Below are 18,720 nucleotides of genomic sequence, written 5' to 3'. Positions count from 1 at the left end.
ATTTGGGTTGCATCGCCGTGCTGGTGGTGTTGGTGCTGGCAGATGTGCCCGGGATTCGGGAGCTCACCCTCGGAGCCTGGTTGGCCGGCGGCGCTTTGCTGGGTGGTTTGGCGATCGCTTTCCAGGGGCTGCTGCGCGATGGCGTGGCGGGCCTGGTGGCGCTGCTCGATGACCACTACGCCGTGGGCGATGTGGTGGAGGTGAACGGCGTGGTGGGCGAAGTCGTGGATCTGGGTCTGTTGGTGACGGAGTTGCGCACCGGCGATCAGCGGGCGGTGCAGTTCGCCAACAGCGCGCCGCAGCAGCTGATCAACCACACCAAGATCCGCTCTGGCGCTGAGGTGTTGATCCCTCTCTCGCCGCAGCATCACCAGCTGGAGCAGGCGCTGGCGGTGCTCACGGAGCAATGCGGCAGCTTTGGCGAGGATCCCCTCTGGAAGGGCAGGTTGCTGGCGCCACCCTGGGTGCGTGGCGTCAAGCAGGTCACGCCGCAGGCGATTGAGCTGAGCGTGGTGGTCACCACCCGCGCGGGGCAACAGTGGGAGGTGCAGCGTGCCCTGCTGCGGCGTCTGGTGGTGGCGCTGCAAGAGCAAGGCATTGTCTTGGCCAACGGAACCACCAGCCCCAACCTTTGATCGTTGTCCACCGGTTGCGAGCCGTCTAGGGCGTGGGTTGTTCAGTCGGCGTGATGGCTGGTGGCTGGGCGGAGCTGCTGCTGCTGCCGCTGCCGGCTCCGATCCCGGTGAGTCCGATCAGGCCCTCCAGCAGACGCCGGCTCAGCGTGCTCACCCGCTGCAGCTCCTCGAGGGTGCTGATCAGGGCCGGCCTGCTGCCTGCGAAGAGGCGTTGCGCCTCAGTGGCGGTTTGGGCCGCGCTGGAGCCGGTGCGTTCCACCTGCTGGAATGTGTGGCGTAGCTGCGGTGCGGTGGAGGCCGTTTCGCGATCCAACGTGGTGGCCAGTCGCCCGGCATCCTGCAGCGTGCGGCGCATGTCTCCCATCACGCGAGGGATGTCTTCGGCGGTGAGTGCAGCGGTGTTGCGCAGGGTGGCCTGCAGCAGCAGCTGGGTCTGCGCCAGCTGATTGATCACGCTGCTGATCGCGATGGGCTCTTCGTAGGGCAGGCTGCGCTTGCCGGCTTTGCCCCGCTTGGATGGGCCTTGGGGGTCGGGGCTGATCACCACGAATTGATCGCCCACGAAGCCTTCTTGGCCTTGACTGGCCACACTTCGGGGCCCGATCAGATCGGCGTAGCGCTGGGCCACCTGCAGCTCCACCGTCACGCTGGCGTCCGGTTGGAGTGCCAGCGCTTTCACTTTCCCCACCGGGAGGCCGGAGATGCGCACCTCCTGCCCCGCCCGCAGTCCGGCTGCATTGCGGGTGATCAGGTGAACGCCCAACGTGCGCTCGCCCCAGCGTTGTTCCTGGGCCAGACCCAGCAGTACGGCGCCGATCAGCAGCAGGCCAGAGCCCAGAAACAGCCAGGGTCTGGCCTGTTGCTCTGAAGTGGTGTTGGTGTTCATAGGCACCCTCACTGGGCGGAAGGGCTGATTCGGAGGGGATCCAGGGCTGTGACCCAGAGCAATTTCAGGGCGAGCAGCACCATCAATCCTTCCACCAGCAACTTGCTCACCAGCACGCTGGCGGGGGTTCCGCGCCGCAACCCTCGGGCGACCCGCCATTGGCTCCACCCGCAAATCGCGGCCAAGAACACTCCGGCCCTTAGCCATGCCCGCAGCATGTCAATCAGCAGCACGCCACTGAGCAGATCACGGATTTCGCCGATCAGATCTCCCCGGGGGCTGGCGAGCACCCCACCGGTCACGGCGGCGATGAGAAACAACAGCAGCAGCAGGCTTCCGGTGAGTGCTGCCGCCGGCACCGACTGGCGCCAGGCCTTGAGCCCCAGGCGCTCCACCCGCTCCAGCCAGCTGGGCAGCAGCAGGGCCATCGCCAGCACGGTCACCAGCATGGGCCCCATCAGCTGCAGCACCAGCAGGATCAGCAGCTCCAGGCTGAAGCGACTGGTCTGCCCCAGCGGCCCGCCAGCCAGCTCCACCACCCCGAAGCCCACCACCAGCCCCGCCAGCAACACGGGGCCGCCGCAGCGTTGGCCGTCCCGTTCGGCGAGCGCCAGCATCAGGCCTGCCCCCGCTTGGGAGGCGATGGGTTGGCTCCTGGTTGAACCTTGGGAATCACCCGGGTCACTGGCAATGCGGGCCGCGTTTTGGTCGGGTTCCGGCTTTATAAGCCGCTTCCGTGAGCCCCGCCATGTCGTCTTGGCGGGGTTCGCCTTCCCTTGAAGAGCGGGCCTGAACTGATCGAGCGCTCTGGCGTTGCCAAGCTGGTGGGATGGGTTTGATCCTCAAGCACCATTTTGTGGAACCGGTGGCCCGGGGCTTGCTGGGATCCATCTCCTGCAGCGGTGGCCCCACTCCGGAGCAGCAGCGCCTTCTGCAGGCGCTGCTCACCCACCTTTGGGGGCGCCCCGATCTGCGCGTTTCAGCGCTGGAGCCCATGGGCCCCGAGGAACTGGCGGCTGCGCTGGATGATCCGCCCACGCGGCGGGTGGCCCATCTGCTGCAGATGACCCTCGAGTTTTGCCGCCATCCCCAGACCGATGCCCAGCTGGCGCTGGGCCAGGCCTATGCCGAGGCCCTGGGGGTGAGCAGCGCCGCCCTGGAGGTGAGCCGCGATTGGTTGCGCCAGGGCGTGGATCAGGCGGCGGCGGATGTGGGCAGGATCTTCAACGCCTTTCTGCCGTTGCGCAGTGAGCCGGGCCTGGCGGAGCCGCTGGCGTCCGCGCACCAGCCAGAGCCGGAGCTGGTGGCCCGGATTGAGGGCTTCGCCCAGCTCCCGGAGGGCAGCCTGGGGCGGGCGTTGCTGGGCTATTACGAGCGCTTCGGCTTTCCGATGCCGGGGCGGGATGCCTGCGCCCTCAATCACCTCTACCTCGCCCACGACATGACCCACGTGATTGCGGGGATTGCGGCGACCAGTGCCGGCGAGATCGCTCTCAGCGCCTTTCAGTGGGCGATGCAGGACAACCCCATCAATGAGAGCGCCTTGCTGGCTTCCCTGGTGACCCATGAGGCGGGCTTTGTGAGCGCCAATCCCACCTTGGCGCCGGATCACTCCAGCCTGGACAGCCCTTCGGCGTCCTATCTGCTGGCTTCAGAACTCAGGCGTGGCAGTGCCTGCAGCGCCGATTTCTCCCTGGTGGACCATTTCGCCCTGGCACCCTTGCCGTTATCGGAGGTGCGGCAGCAGTTCAACGTGGGCCGGCCGCTCCAGCCCAGCCCCGTGGATCACCTGTTCTGGGACTGCTGGCGGGTTTCGCGCGGCGATTCCCCGAAGTAACGGCGGTAATCAGCGGCCGTGGCTCCGCAGGCCAGCAAGCCGGCGCGCACCATCAGCTCGGCGGTGGAGTGCTGGCGCTGCTCGGGATCGAGCAACAGCTGGCGCAGGTGCCGCAGGCGCAGTCGCTTGAGTTCCGCCATGGGCGAATGGCCCCGATCCTCCAGGAAGGCGTATTGCAGCGTTCGCGTCGACACGCCCATCGCCGTGGCGATTCGGCGGATGTCGATGGCCTCGTGCATGTGCAGGCCCATCCATTGGCTGGCCTGCTCCACATAGGCCCGTCGCCGCACCGTGGTGATGCGCTCCCGGGGCTGGCCCTGCAGGAGGGCGGTTTGGAGTTCCCAGCTCTGGAGCGCATCCAGCAGCGCCAGGGCGGCATGCTCCGCTCCGGCGCGGCCCATGGCCACGGCCTCGGCAAAGCCCAGGGCGGCCTTCACCAGGGCCCGGTTGTGACGTCCGGCCCCGATACAGGCGGGTGAGTTGGATTGGAGCTGATCGGGGGGCAGCACGATCGAGAGCCCCTCCAGCCGCAGGCTCGTGATGCCTTCCAGCCGATCGCCCGGCCGCATCAGCAGGGCTTCGCCGGGCTCAGCCGTTTCCCAGTGGCCGTTGATCCGTTCCTGGCTCCAGCCCTGCAGCGGCAACCACAGCACCGCCTTGTCGGCGTCCTGGATGCGTTGCAGCTCCATCTGTCCCTGCCCCTGCAGGTGCAGCACTTGCAGGGGGCCCGCCTGGCCGATGGCCAGAAGGGTGCGGAAGCTGCTCGAGGGGGAGCGGAGGGTGCCGCGATGGTCCCCGAGGGTGCCTTCAATCACCAGCCGCCACTGGTCGAAGTCGTGGCTGTCGAGCACCGGGGTGAGGGCCGGACCCGAAAACAGCGGTGGCAGCAGCGCGCTTTTCATCAGCAACAGCTGGCGCTGGCAGCGGCATCACCGGCGCTCATGCCCGTGAAGGGCAGGCTGCTGCCGCAGCCGGGGAACAGGCCGTAGTGGCGGCTGAAGTCGCCGATGAACGTGAAATGGGGTGCAAACCGGGTGGCCTGCAGCATCCGGAAGGTGTTGCCGCACACCGCAAACACCCGGCCGGTTTCGATGGCGTGGTGGCCATCGAGGTCGAAGCGGTGGGGGTGGTGGGGGATTGTGCCGCGGTAGATCACGGCCTGGCCATGGTCTTCGCAGGCATCCTCCAGCTCGGCGATCTGGAACAGGCGGTAGGTGGCGGCATAGAAGCGGGCCTCGCCCACCAGTGGCGCCAGGGCCGGCTCGGTGATCCGGAGCTCGCGGTCGCTCACCAGCCGCGGGTCGGGGAAGCCGGCGCCCTTGGCGAGGCGCAGGAAGTCGTTCCAGTAGAGCGCTCCGCCCAGGCACTCGCCGTAGAGCACCGGATCGCGCCGCACCGCTTCCGGCAGGCGCCGATCCACGTACACATCCGAGAAGTACAGCTCCCCGCCGGGCTTGAGCAGCCGTTTCACCCCCCGCAGCACCGCCGCCTTGTCGGTGGAGAGGTTGAGCACGCAATTGCTCACGATCACGTCGAAGCTGCCCGGCTCCAGGGGCAGCTCCTCGAGGGCTTCGATGGTGCCCTCCAGGAACGACACATTGGCGTAGCCGAACTGTTCGGCATGGAAGGCCAGGTGCCCGCGGGCCACGGCCAGCTGCTCCGCCGTCATGTCGACGCCCACCACCGAACCGCTGGGCCCCACCAGCTGGGCCAGGGCGTAGACGTCGCGGCCCGTGCCGCAGCCCAGATCGAGGATGCGGCAGCCCTCCAGCAGGGGCGGGCACACCAGGCCGCAGCCGTAGTAGCGCGCCAGCACATCGGGGTGGATCCGGGCCAGCAGCGGCCGCAGCCAGTCCGGCACCGCGTCGGCATCGCAGCAGGCGCTGGTTTTGAGGTCGGCCGTGCCGGTGAGCTCCTGGCCGTAATAGGCCTGAACGGCGGCTTGGGTGGGCATGGCGGCGCGCGGCCTGGCGAGATCGGTTCAGTTTGCCTTCGGTGCCAGGGGCATGGCGGCTTTGCAGGAGCGATCCAGGGTCTGGAGGTACCGATCCAGGGGTTCGCGGGCCATCAGGCGCGCCTCCGCCTCGCGCGGCCATTGGTCGGGGCGATAGAGCAGCTGCAGCTCGCGGCGATCCCGACGCCCCAGCTGGTGCAGCAGGGCATCGCTGCCCAGCAGGGGGGTGCCGCGCAGGCACAGCGACTGCACCGCATGCCAACCCTCGTGCAGCAGGGTTTCCAGCTGGTTGCCCCTGGGGCACACCACCACCTCGCGCCGGCCGCGCACGTACAACCCGAAGAGCTGGGGCTCGGCGCAGCGCGGATGCTCCCGGCGGATCACGAACCCCCGCTGCTCAAAGGCGGCGATGGCCTCCTGCAGTGCGTCGCCCCGGGCCTTGGCCCCCATGGGCTGCAGGAGTGCCATGCCGAGGAGGGTGGCGCCCACCCCACCTGCCGGACGCCGCCACCCACGACAGGCCATCTCAGTACGTGTCGACCCGCACGGGCTTGAGCTGCCAGCTCGCCTCCCCGGGCACCAGCTTGTAGCTGATCTGGCGGGTGCCCCCGGTGGGTTTGGCATTGCTGTCGCCGGGGCGGTAGATCGGGAACCGCCGCGCCAGGTTGAGCTCCACCACTGCGAATGCATCGTGGCCCTGGTAGCCCTGGGCCGCTGGGCCGCTGAGCTCCGGCAGGTGAATCGGAGAGAGCGAGCGGCGCCCCTTGTTCAGGGCCCAAGCCTCCACCGCGCCGTAGCTGCCGCTGCCGGCACTGGTGATGAACACGTACACCTCGGGCAGTCCGTTGGCATCGAGGTCAGCCACCTCCACACCGCTGACGCTGCCGAGAATCTCCTGCCGAATCGGGGCCAGCGCCCGGGGGGTGCCGCTGGTGGTGATGGTGAGCTGGCGCACCGAGCCCTCCCCCTGGCTGCTCACCGTGAAGGTGACGCCCTGCAGGGAAGCCCGGGTGGGGTTGGCGGGTGCGGCCAGGGCAGGGGAGGCGGCGCCGATGGCCAGGGCCGCGGCCAGGGCACAACCGAGCCGGCGTGGATGGGAGTGGGGCATGGCAGGGGCGTGAACTCCCTTCAGTGTTGGTGCCCCGCTGCGGCCTGTCATCCCCAGCTCCCGATTTCGCTCTCCAGCGCCTCCGCCAGGGCGGCCACCAACCGCTGGCGGGCCTGGCGGGAGGCCCAGCCGATGTGGGGCGTGAGGATCAGGTTGGGCACGGTTTTGAGGGCGTCCAGTTCGGCCCCGGGGGGCTCCTGATCCAGCACGTCGAGGGCGGCCCCGGCCAAGGCCCCCCGTTGCAGCGCTTCCACCAGGGCCGGCAGGTCGATCAGGCCGCCCCGGCCCAGATTCACCAGCACGGCCGACGGCTTCAGCCAGCCCAGCCGCTCGGCGTTGATCAGGCCCCGGGTGGCCGGGGTAAGCGGGGCATGCAGGCTGATCACATCGGCCTGGCGCAGGGCCGCTTCCAGCTCGGCCGCGCTGCTGCGGCTGGTGATCAGCAACACCGCCATCCCGAAGGCCTCGGCCACGGCCGCCACGCCCCGGCCGATGGTGCCCGCTCCCACCACGGTGAGGGTGCGGCCGGCCAGCTCCTCGAATTCCGGCTCCACCAGGGCGAACACCGGGCTGCGCTGCCAGGCGCCGTCGCGCACCTGGCGCCGCCGGGTGGTGAGATCGCAGACGAGCTCGAGGATCAGGGCCCAGGTCACCTGCACCACCGAGGCGGTGCTGTAGCGGCCCGCGTTGCGCACGGCGATGCCCAGCTCCCGGCAGGCTTCGCTGTCGATCTGGTCGGTGCCGGTGCTGGCCGCGCAGATCAGGCGCAACGGCGGCAGGTGCTGAAGCAGCTCCCGATCGAGCTTGATTTTGTTGGTGATGGCGATTTCGGCTCCTTGCAGGCGCTCGAGCCTCTGCTCCTTGCCAGTGCTCGGCCAGCAGACCAACTCGGCGTGCTGCTCCAGGGGGGACAGGTCCACCGGGCCCAGGCTGAGGGCGTCCAGGAACACGGCCCGCGGTTTGGTCATGGCGCCTCTTCGCAACTGTGCCTATTGTTGAGAAGCCCAGGGATGCAGCGGTGCCCGCCCAACCCAGCTTGCGCACCAGCCTGCACGATCGCGGTCAGCGGCTCACGCCCCAGCGCCAGCGGGTGCTGGCCCTGTTCGAGCGCATCGGCGAGGGCAGCCATCTCAGTGCGGAAGAGGTGCACCAGCGCCTGTTGCGCAGCGAGGAGCGGGTGTCGCTGGCCACGGTGTATCGCACCCTGCGGCTGCTCAGTTCGATGGGTCTGCTCCAGGAGCTCGAGCTGCCCGAGGGCGGCCGCCGTTTTGAGCTGGCCAGCGATGCCCACCGCGACCACCACCATCTGGTGTGCGTGCGCTGCGGGCGCACGGAGGAATTCGAAACCCCGGCGGTGCTCCAGGCCGGGGAGCAGGCCGCGGGCCATCACGGTTTCCGCCTGTTGGAATGTGTGCTCAATGTGCGAGCCCTCTGCCCCGGCTGCGCGGCGGCGGAATAGGGGCTCGCGCAGGACTTTGCAAAAGCGCCAGCTCCGCTGTCGGCCCCGGGATCGCTCCTTAGCGTGAGCCCGTGTGATCGCCTCGCACGCGATGCCTCGCGTCATTCCTGAATCACCCGCTCGCGTCAGTGGCCTGCCCTCGCCCCGGCTGCATCCCAGTCGGATTCTGGGCGCGGTGGTGGGCGCGGCCCTGGCCTTTCTGCTCACCTGGCGGCTGCCCCTGGTGCCTTCCACCGTTCTCAGCGCCATCGGCCTAGCGGCGGGCGCCAGCCTCAGCGGCCGGCCCTGGCCTCCGCTTCGCTGGTGGGCCCTGCTCGGGGCGGTGGCCGGGGGGCTGCTCGGAACGGCCACCGTGATGGCCGGCCAGCTCCAGCAGCTGGACCCCCGCGGCGACTGGCCATCCCGCGCGGCTGTCGTGGCGGTGTTGGCGGTGGCCGGAGCCGTCTCCGGCCGGCTGCTCAGCGGCGATGCCCACCGCAGCGATCGGCACCATCCCCGCGACGTGTTGCGTTCGGCCAGCGCGCTCACCACGGGCATCTTTGCCGTGTTGGTGACCGTGGCCTTTGTGCATTCCGGCCTCGACGTGGCGCGCACCTTCTCCAGTCGCCTGAGCTCCTCCCTGACGATTGTTGTGGCCTCGCTCACCGTGCCGGGCTGGCTGGTGCACCTTCTGTTCCGTCAGGCGCGGACGCCGCAGGGAGCCAGCCATGCTTAATCCCGACACGGCGCTGTTCCCCGGTTTCGAGCAAGGTCTGGCCCTCCTGGCCACGGCCTTGCGCACCCTGCTCGAGGCCCTGTCCCTGGGCACGGTGCTGCTCGGGTTGGTGGTCACCCTGCGTCAGGCCTGGTTCGCCTGGCGCCGGCGACTGCGCGGCCCGGCGGGCTTCCGCGGGGTGCGGCTCACCTTCGGCAGCTGGTTGGCAATGGCCCTCGAGTTCCAGCTCGGGGCCGACATCGTCGCCACCTCCACCTCCCCCACTGGCGCCCACCTGGTGCAGTTGGCGGTGGTGGCCGTGATCCGCACCCTGCTGAATGTCTTCCTGGCCCGGGATCTGGAGTCCGAGCAGGCTCAGCAGGCGTCTGCGCTGGAGGCCCGGCCTTGAACCTCACCAACGAACTGGCCAAACAGCGCAACCGGGATGCGGCGGAGCGCACCCTGATGGCCTGGATCCGCACCTGCCTCTCCCTGATCAGCTTCGGCTTCGGCCTCGACAAGATCATTGCCGCCATTGACCGCGCTGCCGCCTCCGGTGACATGCAGGCTCAGCGCGGCGTGCAGCTGGTGGCGGCGGGCTTTGTGCTCACCGGGATCCTGGCGATGGTGGGGGCCACGGTCCAATACCGCCGCGAATTGCGCCGTCTGCACCAGAACGACTACGTCTACCGCGACAAGCCCCAGCTGGCGGCGGCCACGGCGGTGCTGATCACCCTGATCGGCGTGGTGGCCCTGCTGCTGGTGGCCTTCGGGGCAGGCCCCTAGCGCGTGCGTCGGGCATTGCTGTCGTCAGAGCGCTTCATTCACTTTTCGTTCACCTTGTCGTGATGGCCCCGTCTCCGTTTCTGCTGGTCCAGGCCACGCTCTTCACGATCATGTTTGCCCTGGGGGTGGGTCTACCCCTGGAGGGCTTCAGCCGTTGGCAACAGGACCGGGCCCTGCTGCTGCGCGCCCTGCTCGGCACCTGCGTGCTGGTTCCGCTGGCGGCCGTGCTGCTGCTGCTCTGGCCCCCCACCCTGGCCCTCTCCCAGCCGGCCCGCTTCGCCATTTCCCTGATGGCCGTGTGTCCCAGTGCCCCCTTGCTGATGCGCAAGGCGGGCAAGACCGGGGGGGATCGCTCCCTGGCGGCCCTGCTCCAGGTAGCGGCCGCCCTGGTGGCGATCCTCACGATCCCGCTGCTGGCGATCCTGTTCACCGACACCTTCGGGGTGGCCGGCTGGGCGATCCAGCCCCGCCATGTGGCCAGCCAGGTGGCCGTGGCCCAGTTGTTGCCCCTGCTGCTGGGTTTGCTGCTGCGGCGCTTGGCTCCCGGCTGGGCCAGCCGGCTGGAGACGCCCCTCGACCGGATCGCCAACCTGTTGCTGCTGCTGTTGGTGCTCGGGGTGCTCTGGAAGACGGCCCCGTTGCTGGTCACCTACGTGGGGGCCAATCTCGCGGCCTTGCCCGTGATGGCAGCCCTGGTGCTGATCAGCCTGGCCCTCGGCTATGGCCTGGCCGACCGGGATCCCCGCCAGCGGGTCACCTTCGCCCTGGTCACCTCGATGCGCAACCCGGGCTTGGCCTTGCTGCTGGCGAGCACCTTCGCCCCCGGCGTCCCGGCCGTCAAATTGGGAATCCTGGTGTATCTGCTCATCACCGTGCTGCTCTCGGCGCCCTTTCTGCGCTGGCAACAACGTACCCAAAGCCAGACCTGAACCATCCACTCCTGGGAGTTTGCGTTTTGCGCTGAATTGATCCCTTCGCGCTTGTGTTTTGGCTCCTCAAGATGGGTGTGAAGAAGTGCATGAATCTCCAGTCATCGCGGCCATTCATTTCCATCCTTTGACCAGGCGTACTTGCCCTCTCTCGTCGCTTTACCTCCTCCCATGCCAAACGGAAAACCCAACATCCTCATTCTCTGGGGGGATGACATCGGCCAGAGCAACCTGAGCTGCTACAGCCACGGGCTGATGGGCTATCAGACCCCCAACATCGACCGGGTGGCCAAGGAAGGGGCCAAGTTGATCCACTACTACGCCGAGCAGAGTTGCACCGCGGGTCGCGCCGCCTTCATCACCGGCCAGAGCGTGTATCGCACCGGGCTCTCCAAGGTGGGCCTGCCTGGAGCTGAGCAGGGCTTCAAGGATGAAGACCCCACGATCGCCGAGCTGCTCAAGCCCCAGGGCTACCGCACGGGCCAGTTCGGCAAGAACCACTTCGGCGACCGGGATGAGCATCTGCCGACGATGCACGGCTTCGATGAGTTCTTCGGCAACCTCTACCACCTCAACGCCGAGGAAGAGCCCGAGCTGCGCGACTACCCGCGGGAAGACGACCCCGAGTTCCCCAACTTCCGCAAGCGCTTCGCCCCCCGTGGCGTGCTGCATTGCTGGGCCAATGGCGATGGCACCCAGCGGATTGAGAGCACCGGCCCGCTCACCCGCAAGCGCATGGAGACGGCTGACGACGAATTCATGGTGGAGGCCAAGCGCTTCATCCGCGATGCGGTGGCGTCTGGGGAGCCCTTCTTCGTGTGGTTCAACACCACCCACATGCACTTCCGCACCTACGCGCGGCCCCAGGATGTGGGCCGCAGCGGACGCTGGCAGTCGGAATACCACGACGTGATGATCTATCACGACGAGTGCATCGGTGAGATGCTCAACCTGCTCGATGAGCTGGGCGTCACCGACGACACCATCGTGATGTACGGCACAGACAACGGCCCGCACATGAACAGCTGGCCCGATGCGGGCATGACGCCCTTCCGCAGTGAGAAGAACACCAACTGGGAGGGGGCATTCCGGGTGCCGGCCCTGGTGCGCTGGCCCGGCCACATCCCCGCTGGCAGCAACATCACCGGCATCTGCAGCCACCTGGACTGGCTGCCAACCTTGCTGGCCGCGGCAGGCGAACCGGAGATCAAGCAGAAACTGCTCACGGGCTATCAGGTGGGGAACAAAACGTTCCGCATCCATCTGGATGGCTACAACATGCTCGACTACTGGACGGGCAAGGCCGACAAGAGCCCTCGCAAGGAGTTCTTCTACTTCTCTGACGACGGGGATCTGGTGGGTCTGCGCTACGACAACTGGAAGTTCGTGTTCAAGGAGCAGCGCTGCCCTGGCACCTGCCAGATCTGGGCCGAGCCGTTCGTTGAGCTGAGGGTGCCCAAGATCTTCAACCTGCTCACCGACCCCTACGAGCGGGCCGACATCACCTCCAACACCTACTGGGACTGGATGTTCGACCACGTGTTCATGCTCGTGCCGGCCCAGGCCTACGTGGGTGAGTTCCTCAAAACCTTTGTGGAGTACCCGCCGCGCCAGAAGGCGGCCAGCTTCTCGCTGGAGCGGGTGATGGAGAAACTGGAGCAGGCCGCCAGCGGCGCCGCCTGATCCATGGCGAGCCCGTCCCCCGGACGACCACCAGCCTCCGGCATGGTGTGGATTCCGGGGGGCTCTTTTTTAATGGGTTCCGATCACCACTACCCGGAGGAGGCACCTGCCCATCGGGTGGAGATTCCGGGCTTCTGGATCGATCGCGCTCCCGTCACCAATACCCAGTTTCAGAAGTTTGTGAAGGCCACGGGCTATCAGACCGTGGCGGAGCGGCCGGCCGATCCGGCGCTCTATCCCGGTGCCCGCGTCGAGCAGCTGGTGCCAGCCTCGATCGTGTTTGTGCCGCCACCGGGGCCGGTGGGCCAGGCCAATCACTACAGCTGGTGGCAGTACATTCCCGGCGCTAACTGGCGTCACCCGGAGGGCCCCGGTAGATCGATCAAGGGACGGGACCAGCACCCGGTGGTGCATATCGCCCTCGCCGATGCCGAGGCCTATGCCGCCTGGGTCGGCAAGCAGCTGCCCAGCGAAGCCGAATGGGAGCGGGCCGCCTGGGGAGGCGATCCGAAGGGTGAGTTTGCCTGGGGGGATGAGCTGCATCCCGGGGGGGTGCCGGTGGCCAACACCTTCCAGGGCGACTTCCCTCATCACAACAGCCGGCTGGATGGCTACGAGCGCACCTCGCCGGTTGGGGCTTTCCCGCCCAACGGCTACGGGCTGGTCGACATGATCGGCAACGTGTGGGAGTGGACCGAGAGCTGGTACGGCCCCCATGGCCAGGCGGTTGCCGAGGTGCAGGACTCTTCGAGCTGCTGTGCGGCGGCTGAAGCGGCCAGCCGGGAGGCCAGCATCGACATCCAGTCACAGCATGGCGCCATGCCCCGCAAGGTGGTGAAGGGGGGCTCCTATCTCTGCGCCCCCAGTTATTGCCGCCGCTACCGCCCCCCGGCGCGCATGGCCCAGGGCATCGATACCGCTACGGGCCATATGGGGTTTCGCTGCGTGGTGAGGCCGGCCGGATCAGCCCCTCAGAGCTGACGGCGGTCGAGGGCTTCAGCCAGGCGGGTTGCGGCGGCGGCCAGTTGGGCCTGGGAATCGGGGGCGGCCACGGCCCGTTCGCCGCGTTTGAGCGCCTCGAGGCTGCGCACGATCAGGAACACCACCAGGGCAATCACCAGGAAATTGATCAGGGCCACGATCACGGCACCAGCTGGCCAGGCACTGATCGCCGACACGTTGGCGGCTTTCAGCGCCGGTGCGAGCAGGGAGGTCATCACCAGGCTGACCAAAGCATCCACCACCTTGCCGAAGGCGCCGCCGATCACCACGGCTACGGCCAGATCCACCACGTTGCCCTGTTGGATGAAGGCCTTGAAGTCGGAGAGGAACGAGGAACGACGTGTCATGGGATTCAGAAGAAGAATTTCAGGCCGATTTCAACACCATTCTGGTAGCTGCTGAAGCCGCTGTCTGGCGTGTCACCATTGTTGTAATCCAGCCCGAGATAGCGCCAGGAGATGTTCAAGTCGGTGCTGTTACCGATGGCGTAACCCAGGCCGATCTGGGCATTGCCCGAAAGATCATCGGTACCGCTGAGGTTGAACCCACCGATGTCGGCGCGGGCGAAAGCCCGCAGGCGCGGCGAGAGAAACACGGTGGCCTGGGTGCCGATCAGGGGCTGCACCCAGGTGCGCCCAAAGCTGCCTTCCCGTTGGAAGCTGATCACATTCCCCACGTCCACCTGGGCTGAGACATCCAGCTGGGCATCGATGATGCGGATCCCGGCGTAGGGGATCACGCTGAATTGACCGGGTTGGCCCACGGCCGTTTCCCGATCGCCGAAGCGGTAGCGCAGGGCTAGGTCGTAGATGCCTTGCACTGCCGTCACTTCGGCCTGCCCGGTGAAGATTCCACGCTGACCTGTGGTGGAGTTGTATTGCCCCAGCTTCACATAGCTCAGATCGGTTAGCAGTCCGATGCGCTCGTTTTCAATGCTGCCCCGAATCGACGTTGCCCACTTCAACTTGGAGAGGACATCCCCGAGACTCAGATCCGTATCCGTGCTGAAGCTTGTGTTTCCCACCGGTACGGTGGTGGTCCCTGTGCTTCGGATCGGCGCAAAGCCATACAGCTCAACCGTGCCGGCCCAGGGGGATGCCGCGCTGGGGGCTGGGGTCTCGGTTGAGGGGGGCTCAGCACTCTCCTGATTGGCCGGCTGAGCCTGCGCCCCCAGATCCAGGCTGCCCAGCAGCACGATGCCGATCAGGGAGGAAATGGCTCTGGCCGGATGCATGGGTTGATCAAGAGGATGGCGCCCATCATCCCGTTTTCGCGTTGCATCTCGATGCCCATTGGACGATTGTTGTTGATTCGCCCATCGGCTCAGGAATGGATCTGCACGTCATGCAAATTCCTGCACGTTTTGCCAATAGTCCAGATGTGAAAAAGGACCTGCCGCAACTGTTGCGACAGGCCCTTGGCGCACTCTGTTCAGGGGAGTGGGCTGGTTCAGACTGAGCCGTAGGCCACCTGGCAGGCGGCATTGAGCAGTTCCGCCTCTGAGGCGTTGCTGGGCTCCTGGCCGTTGATGGTGCCCTGGTTGCAGTTGGCCGTGAGTTGGTAGTCGTTGCCGTCGGCCTGCACCACAAAACTCACCGAATCGCTGCTGGAGGGTTGAACCGTTCCGTAGAGCAGTTGGTAGTTGGTGTTGGGCACCACGATGTAGGAGGTGTGGTCATCCACGGCGTCATCGACGGCGTCATTGATGATCGCTGCGGTGGCCAGGGTGGCCACTCCCCAGGCCGCAGCCCGTGCTCCCCACCAACCCCAGGTCGGGGTTGACCAACCGCCGTACCAGCCGTAGTTCCACGGCCGCGCCACCCCCCAGCCGGGACGGGCCCAGCCTGGGTAGAGGTTGACGTTGTTGAGGTTGACGTTGCGGTTCCAGTTGCGATTCACATCGCGGCTGATGTTGCGGTTGACGTCCCGATTCACATCCCGGTTCAGGCTGCGGTTGCCATCCCGGTTGAGGTCGCGGGTTGCGGGTTTGTCGCGACTGGCCATGCGGTCACCGCTGCCCATCGAGCCGCTGGGGCGAGAGCCTGATGCCGGACGGGTGGCGGCGGCTGGACGGGTCGCTGCTGCGGGGCGCGTCGCTGCTGCCGGGCGATTCAGGGATGGCCCGCCGCCTCCGGCGCTGCCCCCACCGACTTTCGCCTTGTTGCTCCAGCCCCCAGTGGGCTTGGTGGAGCCGCGATCGAAGCTGCCGCCCGCGTTGCTGAAGCCAGTGTGACCGGCCGCTTTGCGGCCGCCACCGCCACCGCCGCCACCTCCCACTCGGGTGGCACCGCCGCCGCCGCCGCCAGCACGTCCACCGCCGCCCCCGGCGCGGGAACCACCACCGCCACCACCGCCCCGTCCGCCGCCGCCGCGGGCGATCAGCTGGGCGGTGCTGCTCTCCAGCCTTGGGGCGTCAAAGGCCAGGGCTACGCCCATGGGCAGGGCCATCACCCCGGCCAACACCAGCCCGAATCCCGCCAGGGAACCATTCAGGGAGTGTTTCATTGGCCAACCCCCTTGCAGCCGTCGTCGTAGCAGGTGAGGTCGACGCGACCATCGGCCCCGAACTGGACTCTGACCAGGTCGCGACCTGCCGTGGCGTCGGGGCGATCCTCCCGCACGCTGTTGAGGTAGTTGGGATTGATGGCGCAGAGATCACGACCGTTGAAGCAGATCGTGTTGGTGGAGAAGCGCGCGGCTGCGGAGTCGAGATTTTTCCAGGTTTTGGTGCTGTCAACCCAGAGGCTCATCCGCACGGGAGCGTCGGTGACGCGCACCGTTTCCACGGTCTTGCCCATGATGTGGCGGTAGAGGGTGGCGTTGCCCTCGTTCACGGCCTCAATGACGCAAGCCTGGGGTGCCCCGCCCTTGACGCTGCATTGGGTGTCGAGCTTGTAGAGCGTGCCCGACTGGGCCAGGGCCGGAGCTGCTGCGAACGCCGTGGCGGCAGCGGCCAGCAGACCGATGCGGCTGCACAGAGTGTTGCGGTTCAACATGAATGGGTAATCCCCAACGATTGGTGGGAAACAACTGCATCGTGGCCACGGCACACGTCTTTGGCAGCAGGCTGTTGCGCAGGGCTACAAATGGCGATTCCTGGCCCCACTTTTGCTCTTGGAAGTTGCCTGGCAAGAAATAGTTTCCAAAAAACGAAGCGCCACCCACCCAGGCCACCCGCCCGGGTCAGCAGGCTTTCAATTGACAGTTGTTATTGAGAATCGCTTGCAAAAGGGCGCGATCTTGTTTAGGTTGCGAGTCATTCGCAATAAGCCCGCCGCTGCGGCCATGAGTTTTCGTTTTCTCCCTGACGCCCCCGCCGCTGCGGTGCGCATGCCGGTCGGCCAGACCGTGCTGCTCGAATCCAGCCTGCGGCCCAGGGGCCGCTGCATCGAGGTGCTCGATGGGGTGGCCCGTGTGTATTGCCCCTGCGAGGAGACGGAGGGGATGACCCTGGCGTTTCTGCAGGCCGGCGACCAGCTCCGCACCGATCGCCTTTGCAGTGAGGGCATCTGCGTGGAGGCGCTGACTCCCCTGAGCTTTCGCAGCGACGCCGAACCCCGCCAGGGGGAGGGCTTTGATGCGGTGAACGAGTGGACCTTGCAACTGCTGCGGATCCGCCACCTCGGCAGCGCCGAGCAGCGGCTCCATGCCCTGTTCGGGCTGCTGGTGCGCCGGTTGGGGCGTCGCTGCGGCAGCTGGTGTGATCTGCCCTTTCGCCTCACCCACGAGCGAATCGGCGAATTGATCGGCACCACCCGGGTCACCACCACCCGGTTGATCTCCCGCATCCGTCAGGCCCAGCTGATTGAGGCCCCCGTGGGCGAAGCCGGCATGCGCCTGGCGCCGGAGCTGATCGAAACTGCCCCCCTGGCTGCGGCTTGAGCTCTGCTGTCCCTAGTCGCCCTGCTCGAGGCTGGGCACCAGGGCGAAGGCGGCGATCAGGCCAAACAGCATGATCAGCAGGGCCGGGGCCATCGCGGCTCCCACCCGCTCATCACTGGCGTACTGGAACACCCGCACCGCCAGGGTGTCGAAATCGAAGGGGCGCAGCGCCAGGGTGATCGGCAGCTCCTTCACCACATCCACAAACACCAGCAGGGAGCCCACCAGCAGCGGGCCTTTGAGCAGGGGCAGGTGAATGCGGCGCAGCACCCCTTGCCAATCGCAACCCAGGCTGGTGGCCGTTTCGTCGATGCTGGGCGGGATCCGCTCCAGCGCGGCATCGAGCCCCTGTTTGGACACGGCGATGAAGCGATCGCCGTAGCCCCAGAGCAGCAGCAGCACCGGGCTGAACCCCAGCGGGGCGCCCAACAGGATCAGTCCCAGCGCCAGCACGCTGCCGGGAATCGCGTAGCCGAGACCGGCCAGGAAGCTCAGCTGTCGCACCAGCGGTTGGGGGCTCCAGCGCCGGGAGATGGCCAGGAGCAGGGCCCCCAGGCCGGTGACGGCGGTGGCTAGCAGGGCCAGTCCCAGACTGCGGCTGGCCAGTTGGCCCAGTTCGGCCATGGATTCGGCCTCAAGCCCCTGCCAGCCCTCCTGGATCCAGAGCAGGGGGATTGCCACCGCGCCCAGCGGTGGGACGGCACACAGGAGTTGGGCGAGCGTCGCGCGCCAGCCGGTTAAGGGCCAGACGTGCCCACCACCGCGGCTGCCATCGAGATTCCAGCGGCGGCTGCGTTGGCGCAGCAGGCGCTCGGTGGCGATCAGCACGGCCACGATCGCCAGGGCCACCAGCGAGAGCAGGGCCGCACCCTGGGGGTCGCCATCCACCTGCCAGCGGTCGAGGATTCCAGCCGAGAGGCTGGGGACCCCCAGTAGACGGACGGCGCCCAATTCATTCACCACCTCCATGGCGCTGAGGGCAACGCCGGCTCCGATCGACGGCAAGGCGATCGGCAGGGCCACCCGGAAGAAGCTGCTCCAGGGACCCACCCCAAGGCTGCGGCTGGCTTCCAGCAGTCGCCGGCCACTCACGGAGAAGCTTTCGGTGCTCAGCAGAAAGACGTAGCTGTAATTGGCCAGGGTGAGCAGCACAATCGCCCATCCCAGGCCGTGAATGCGCAGGCCTCGATGGCTGGCCCAGTCGATCAGGCTGGCGGCCAGCAGGTAAGCCGGAAACGCCATCGGCACCAGCTGGGCAATGCGGAGCCAGCGGCGGCCTGGGAAGCGGCAGACCGCCGTGAGCCAGCCAATCGCCGTGCCCAAAACCGCGCCGAGCAACCCTTCACCGGCCACCAGCAGCAGGGTGCCCTGCACCTGCTTGGCCCCATCGAATCCGAGCCCGAGGGGTGCGTCACCACTGCCGATCAGGGCGTCCTTCAGCAGGGCGACCAGGGGCAACAGGGCGAGCCCGCAGGCCACCAAGACGGCCACCACAAGTCCGGTGCGGCTGCTGGAGCCCAACGGACGATGGGATGACGCGCCTTCGGGCGTGGAGGGTGTCAACGCTCTGCGCGCTCGCTACTCCCAGCCAGCCTCGCTCATCAATTGCACGGCCTCGCGGTTGCGCCGACCCATCTGCTCGATGGACACCGGGGTGGCCTTGAAGGTGCCGAAGGCCTTGAGGGTGGGGTTGTTGCCCCAGCCCTTGAGGGGGTACTCGTTGTTGGCGGCGGCAAAGCCCTCGCCGGAGCTGGGAGAGGCCAGGAATTCCAGCAGGCGGCGCGCTGCTTCCGGATTGCGGGCGCTGCGGGTCACTCCGCCGGCGGTGACGTTGACGTGGGTGGGGGTGGGCCACACCACGCGCA

At 67.3% G+C, this 18,720-nt stretch carries 23 protein-coding genes and 1 pseudogene; 11 read left to right on the top strand and 13 right to left on the bottom strand.

Annotation, left to right across the window (positions count from 1 at the left end; all coding sequences use genetic code 11):
• A partial coding sequence (locus KBY71_RS11495) for a mechanosensitive ion channel domain-containing protein (RefSeq protein ID WP_254929043.1) occupies positions 1 to 635 on the top strand: 635 nt, incomplete at its 5' end.
• A gap of 25 nt (positions 636 to 660) precedes the next feature.
• On the opposite strand, the gene KBY71_RS11490 is transcribed toward KBY71_RS11495, so the two are convergent.
• Together KBY71_RS11490 and KBY71_RS11485 are read right to left on the bottom strand one after the other, a co-directional pair.
• Positions 661 to 1,521 (bottom strand): MlaD family protein, encoded by an 861-nt coding sequence (locus KBY71_RS11490; RefSeq protein ID WP_254929042.1) that lies wholly within the window; start codon positions 1,519 to 1,521, stop codon positions 661 to 663.
• Between the two features lie 8 nt (positions 1,522 to 1,529).
• The gene (locus tag KBY71_RS11485; RefSeq protein ID WP_254929041.1) at positions 1,530 to 2,138 is read right to left on the bottom strand and encodes a hypothetical protein; all 609 of its coding nucleotides are present in this window, start codon (positions 2,136 to 2,138) and stop codon (positions 1,530 to 1,532) included.
• Between the two features lie 212 nt (positions 2,139 to 2,350).
• On the opposite strand from KBY71_RS11485, the gene KBY71_RS11480 reads away from it, so the two are divergent.
• The gene (locus tag KBY71_RS11480; protein WP_254929040.1) at positions 2,351 to 3,358 is read left to right on the top strand and encodes a ubiquinone biosynthesis protein COQ4; all 1,008 of its coding nucleotides are present in this window, start codon (positions 2,351 to 2,353) and stop codon (positions 3,356 to 3,358) included.
• Here KBY71_RS11480 and KBY71_RS11475 read toward each other — a convergent pair.
• From KBY71_RS11475 to KBY71_RS11455, 5 genes are read right to left on the bottom strand one after another with little or no spacing between them, the layout of a single operon-like run.
• Positions 3,307 to 4,260 carry a helix-turn-helix domain-containing protein gene (locus KBY71_RS11475; RefSeq protein ID WP_254929039.1) on the bottom strand — a complete coding sequence of 318 codons (954 nt, stop codon included), beginning with the start codon at positions 4,258 to 4,260 and terminating at the stop codon, positions 3,307 to 3,309. The genes KBY71_RS11480 and KBY71_RS11475 overlap by 52 nt on opposite strands.
• The gene (locus tag KBY71_RS11470; RefSeq protein ID WP_254929038.1) at positions 4,260 to 5,312 is read right to left on the bottom strand and encodes a methyltransferase domain-containing protein; all 1,053 of its coding nucleotides are present in this window, start codon (positions 5,310 to 5,312) and stop codon (positions 4,260 to 4,262) included. Before KBY71_RS11470 ends, KBY71_RS11475 begins: the two co-directional genes overlap by 1 nt.
• 27 nt (positions 5,313 to 5,339) lie before the next feature.
• Positions 5,340 to 5,801, bottom strand: a complete 462-nt coding sequence (locus KBY71_RS11465; RefSeq protein WP_254929037.1) for a hypothetical protein — start codon at positions 5,799 to 5,801, stop codon at positions 5,340 to 5,342.
• A 37-nt stretch (positions 5,802 to 5,838) separates the two neighbouring features.
• Positions 5,839 to 6,420 carry a hypothetical protein gene (locus KBY71_RS11460; protein ID WP_254929036.1) on the bottom strand — a complete coding sequence of 194 codons (582 nt, stop codon included), beginning with the start codon at positions 6,418 to 6,420 and terminating at the stop codon, positions 5,839 to 5,841.
• Between the two features lie 47 nt (positions 6,421 to 6,467).
• Positions 6,468 to 7,388, bottom strand: coding sequence for an NAD(P)-dependent oxidoreductase (locus tag KBY71_RS11455; protein WP_254929035.1), 921 nt, complete (start codon positions 7,386 to 7,388; stop codon positions 6,468 to 6,470).
• A gap of 50 nt (positions 7,389 to 7,438) precedes the next feature.
• On the opposite strand from KBY71_RS11455, the gene KBY71_RS11450 reads away from it, so the two are divergent.
• The 7 genes from KBY71_RS11450 to KBY71_RS11420 all read left to right on the top strand — a co-directional run bounded on the left by KBY71_RS11450 (position 7,439) and on the right by KBY71_RS11420 (position 12,952).
• A complete protein-coding gene (locus KBY71_RS11450) occupies positions 7,439 to 7,879 on the top strand; it encodes a Fur family transcriptional regulator (protein ID WP_190390612.1) in 441 nt (146 codons plus the stop codon).
• Between the two features lie 91 nt (positions 7,880 to 7,970).
• On the top strand, positions 7,971 to 8,594 hold the full coding sequence (locus KBY71_RS11445; RefSeq protein ID WP_254929034.1) for a hypothetical protein: 624 nt from the start codon (positions 7,971 to 7,973) through the stop codon (positions 8,592 to 8,594).
• Positions 8,587 to 8,982 carry a DUF1622 domain-containing protein gene (locus KBY71_RS11440; protein ID WP_254929033.1) on the top strand — a complete coding sequence of 132 codons (396 nt, stop codon included), beginning with the start codon at positions 8,587 to 8,589 and terminating at the stop codon, positions 8,980 to 8,982. Before KBY71_RS11445 ends, KBY71_RS11440 begins: the two co-directional genes overlap by 8 nt.
• A complete protein-coding gene (locus tag KBY71_RS11435) occupies positions 8,979 to 9,359 on the top strand; it encodes a YidH family protein (RefSeq protein ID WP_254929032.1) in 381 nt (126 codons plus the stop codon). Before KBY71_RS11440 ends, KBY71_RS11435 begins: the two co-directional genes overlap by 4 nt.
• 62 nt (positions 9,360 to 9,421) lie before the next feature.
• Positions 9,422 to 10,288: a bile acid:sodium symporter gene (locus KBY71_RS11430; protein ID WP_254929031.1), complete on the top strand. Its 867-nt coding sequence runs from the start codon at positions 9,422 to 9,424 to the stop codon at positions 10,286 to 10,288.
• A gap of 171 nt (positions 10,289 to 10,459) precedes the next feature.
• On the top strand, positions 10,460 to 11,971 hold the full coding sequence (locus KBY71_RS11425) for an arylsulfatase (RefSeq protein WP_254929030.1): 1,512 nt from the start codon (positions 10,460 to 10,462) through the stop codon (positions 11,969 to 11,971).
• A gap of 3 nt (positions 11,972 to 11,974) precedes the next feature.
• A complete protein-coding gene (locus KBY71_RS11420; protein ID WP_315858550.1) occupies positions 11,975 to 12,952 on the top strand; it encodes a formylglycine-generating enzyme family protein in 978 nt (325 codons plus the stop codon).
• Here the strand turns inward: KBY71_RS11420 and mscL are convergent.
• Positions 12,943 to 13,320, bottom strand: a complete 378-nt coding sequence (gene mscL / locus KBY71_RS11415) for a large conductance mechanosensitive channel protein MscL (RefSeq protein ID WP_254929029.1) — start codon at positions 13,318 to 13,320, stop codon at positions 12,943 to 12,945. The two genes, KBY71_RS11420 and mscL, sit on opposite strands and share 10 nt — an antisense overlap.
• Before the next feature lie 5 nt (positions 13,321 to 13,325).
• Positions 13,326 to 14,207: a hypothetical protein gene (locus KBY71_RS11410; protein WP_254929028.1), complete on the bottom strand. Its 882-nt coding sequence runs from the start codon at positions 14,205 to 14,207 to the stop codon at positions 13,326 to 13,328.
• Between the two features lie 41 nt (positions 14,208 to 14,248).
• On the opposite strand from KBY71_RS11410, the gene KBY71_RS11405 reads away from it, so the two are divergent.
• Complete coding sequence (locus tag KBY71_RS11405) at positions 14,249 to 14,431, top strand: hypothetical protein (protein ID WP_254929027.1); 183 nt, start codon at positions 14,249 to 14,251, stop codon at positions 14,429 to 14,431.
• Here the strand turns inward: KBY71_RS11405 and KBY71_RS11400 are convergent.
• Both KBY71_RS11400 and KBY71_RS11395 read right to left on the bottom strand, forming a co-directional pair.
• On the bottom strand, positions 14,423 to 15,478 hold the full coding sequence (locus tag KBY71_RS11400; protein ID WP_254929026.1) for a hypothetical protein: 1,056 nt from the start codon (positions 15,476 to 15,478) through the stop codon (positions 14,423 to 14,425). The genes KBY71_RS11405 and KBY71_RS11400 overlap by 9 nt on opposite strands.
• Positions 15,475 to 15,966 (bottom strand): hypothetical protein, encoded by a 492-nt coding sequence (locus KBY71_RS11395; RefSeq protein ID WP_254929025.1) that lies wholly within the window; start codon positions 15,964 to 15,966, stop codon positions 15,475 to 15,477. Before KBY71_RS11395 ends, KBY71_RS11400 begins: the two co-directional genes overlap by 4 nt.
• Positions 15,967 to 16,258: 292 nt before the next feature.
• Between KBY71_RS11395 and KBY71_RS11390 the strand changes: the two genes are divergently transcribed.
• Entirely contained in the window at positions 16,259 to 16,855 is a 597-nt protein-coding gene (locus KBY71_RS11390) for a helix-turn-helix domain-containing protein (RefSeq protein ID WP_254929024.1), read from the top strand.
• A gap of 12 nt (positions 16,856 to 16,867) precedes the next feature.
• Here KBY71_RS11390 and KBY71_RS11385 read toward each other — a convergent pair whose 3' ends face one another.
• Positions 16,868 to 18,376, bottom strand: coding sequence for an iron ABC transporter permease (locus KBY71_RS11385; RefSeq protein ID WP_254929023.1), 1,509 nt, complete (start codon positions 18,374 to 18,376; stop codon positions 16,868 to 16,870).
• A 57-nt stretch (positions 18,377 to 18,433) separates the two neighbouring features.
• Positions 18,434 to 18,720 (bottom strand): annotated as a pseudogene (locus KBY71_RS11380) (iron ABC transporter substrate-binding protein); the annotation flags it as partial.

The organism is Cyanobium sp. T1B-Tous, assembly GCF_024345475.1.
In the GTDB taxonomy this organism is placed as follows: Bacteria; Cyanobacteriota; Cyanobacteriia; order PCC-6307; family Cyanobiaceae; genus Cyanobium_A.
The sequence above is the reverse complement of the archived record's forward strand: the minus strand, read 5'-3'. Positions and strand labels throughout refer to the sequence as shown.

What these genes read in the sequence shown, in the direction of transcription:
- KBY71_RS11445 (WP_254929034.1), top strand. Translation starts at nt 7,971, where the DNA reads ATGCCTCGCGTCATTCCTGAATCACCCGCTCGCGTCAGTGGCCTGCCC.
- KBY71_RS11480 (WP_254929040.1), top strand. Translation starts at nt 2,351, where the DNA reads ATGGGTTTGATCCTCAAGCACCATTTTGTGGAACCGGTGGCCCGGGGC.
- KBY71_RS11400 (WP_254929026.1), bottom strand. Translation starts at nt 15,478, where the DNA reads ATGAAACACTCCCTGAATGGTTCCCTGGCGGGATTCGGGCTGGTGTTG.
- KBY71_RS11410 (WP_254929028.1), bottom strand. Translation starts at nt 14,207, where the DNA reads ATGCATCCGGCCAGAGCCATTTCCTCCCTGATCGGCATCGTGCTGCTG.
- KBY71_RS11420 (WP_315858550.1), top strand. Translation starts at nt 11,975, where the DNA reads ATGGCGAGCCCGTCCCCCGGACGACCACCAGCCTCCGGCATGGTGTGG.
- KBY71_RS11490 (WP_254929042.1), bottom strand. Translation starts at nt 1,521, where the DNA reads ATGAACACCAACACCACTTCAGAGCAACAGGCCAGACCCTGGCTGTTT.
- KBY71_RS11470 (WP_254929038.1), bottom strand. Translation starts at nt 5,312, where the DNA reads ATGCCCACCCAAGCCGCCGTTCAGGCCTATTACGGCCAGGAGCTCACC.
- KBY71_RS11455 (WP_254929035.1), bottom strand. Translation starts at nt 7,388, where the DNA reads ATGACCAAACCGCGGGCCGTGTTCCTGGACGCCCTCAGCCTGGGCCCG.
- KBY71_RS11475 (WP_254929039.1), bottom strand. Translation starts at nt 4,260, where the DNA reads ATGAAAAGCGCGCTGCTGCCACCGCTGTTTTCGGGTCCGGCCCTCACC.
- KBY71_RS11390 (WP_254929024.1), top strand. Translation starts at nt 16,259, where the DNA reads ATGAGTTTTCGTTTTCTCCCTGACGCCCCCGCCGCTGCGGTGCGCATG.
- KBY71_RS11440 (WP_254929033.1), top strand. Translation starts at nt 8,587, where the DNA reads ATGCTTAATCCCGACACGGCGCTGTTCCCCGGTTTCGAGCAAGGTCTG.
- mscL (WP_254929029.1), bottom strand. Translation starts at nt 13,320, where the DNA reads ATGACACGTCGTTCCTCGTTCCTCTCCGACTTCAAGGCCTTCATCCAA.
- KBY71_RS11430 (WP_254929031.1), top strand. Translation starts at nt 9,422, where the DNA reads ATGGCCCCGTCTCCGTTTCTGCTGGTCCAGGCCACGCTCTTCACGATC.
- KBY71_RS11460 (WP_254929036.1), bottom strand. Translation starts at nt 6,420, where the DNA reads ATGCCCCACTCCCATCCACGCCGGCTCGGTTGTGCCCTGGCCGCGGCC.
- KBY71_RS11485 (WP_254929041.1), bottom strand. Translation starts at nt 2,138, where the DNA reads ATGCTGGCGCTCGCCGAACGGGACGGCCAACGCTGCGGCGGCCCCGTG.
- KBY71_RS11425 (WP_254929030.1), top strand. Translation starts at nt 10,460, where the DNA reads ATGCCAAACGGAAAACCCAACATCCTCATTCTCTGGGGGGATGACATC.